Annotated in this window: 2 protein-coding genes; both read left to right on the top strand. The window is 69.9% G+C overall.

What is annotated here, in order from left to right; translation table 11 throughout:
* The coding region (locus KBX34_RS33160; protein ID WP_210929001.1) for an ATP-binding protein at positions 1-266 on the top strand (266 nt) is incomplete at its 5' end.
* A gap of 124 nt (positions 267-390) precedes the next feature.
* Positions 391-981 (top strand): cbb3-type cytochrome c oxidase subunit I (locus KBX34_RS33165; protein WP_210929002.1); only part of this gene is annotated, 591 nt, incomplete at its 3' end.

A 981-nucleotide genomic window follows, 5' to 3' on the forward strand; every position in this document is an offset into this window, starting at 1 on the left:
GCCCGGCGGCCCTGGTGCTCAGCGAACTGGTCGGCAACGTGGTCCGGCACGCCGGCACGCCAATGCAGGTGACGGTGACCCTGCGCCGGCCGTATCTGCACCTGGCCGTGGTGGACGGCAGCAGCGCCCAGGCCCGGGAGGGCGGGACGGACCTGCACGCCGAGGGCGGGCGGGGGCTGCTGCTGGTCCGGGAGCTCACCCAGCGCTGGGGCAGCGTGCCGGCCGGTCAGGGCAAGGCCGTCTGGGCGATGCTGCCCGCGACCTGAGCGATGACGGTAGGTGCGCCGGTACTGGCGATCTGACCGAAATTACCGCTCTGGGCTGGTTACATGGGGAGAGGGTCGGGTAGGCACGCCCGTCCTTTCTGCCGTCACGACGGGGTGAGCAACCATGCCCAAGCGGGTAACCACGGAACCCGGTCGAGATCGGGGCCCGGCGATCCTGGCTCCGGCCCGTTTCGGGGGCTTCCCCGGACCGGTACGCGCGCCGGTCCCCGGCAACTCGTTACTCAAGTTCCTCGCCACCACCGACCACAAGCAGATCGGCCTGCTGTATCTGCTGACCTCCTTCGCCTTCTTCGTGTTGGCCGGCCTGGAGGCGATGGTGATGCGGGCCGAGCTGGCCCGCCCGGGGATGCAGTTCCTGTCCCCGGAGCAGTACAACCAGCTCTTCACCTCGCACGGCGCGGTGATGCTGCTGCTGTTCGCCACGCCCGCGGCCTTCGGGTTCGCCAACTACATCGTGCCGATCCAGATCGGCGCGCCGGACGTGTCGTTCCCCCGCCTCAACGCGCTGGCCTACTGGTTGTACCTGTTCGGCGGGCTGATGGTGGTCGGCGGCTTCCTCACACCGCAGGGGTCGGCCGACTTCGGCTGGACCGCCTACACCCCACTGAGCAGCGTCGAGAACTCCCCCGGGGTGGGCGCGAACATGTGGGTGCTCGGCTTGGTCGTGTCCGGGCTCGGCACCATCCTCGGCGCG

Source organism: Micromonospora sp. M61, assembly GCF_018070245.1.
In the GTDB taxonomy this organism is placed as follows: domain Bacteria; phylum Actinomycetota; class Actinomycetes; order Mycobacteriales; family Micromonosporaceae; genus Micromonospora; species Micromonospora zamorensis.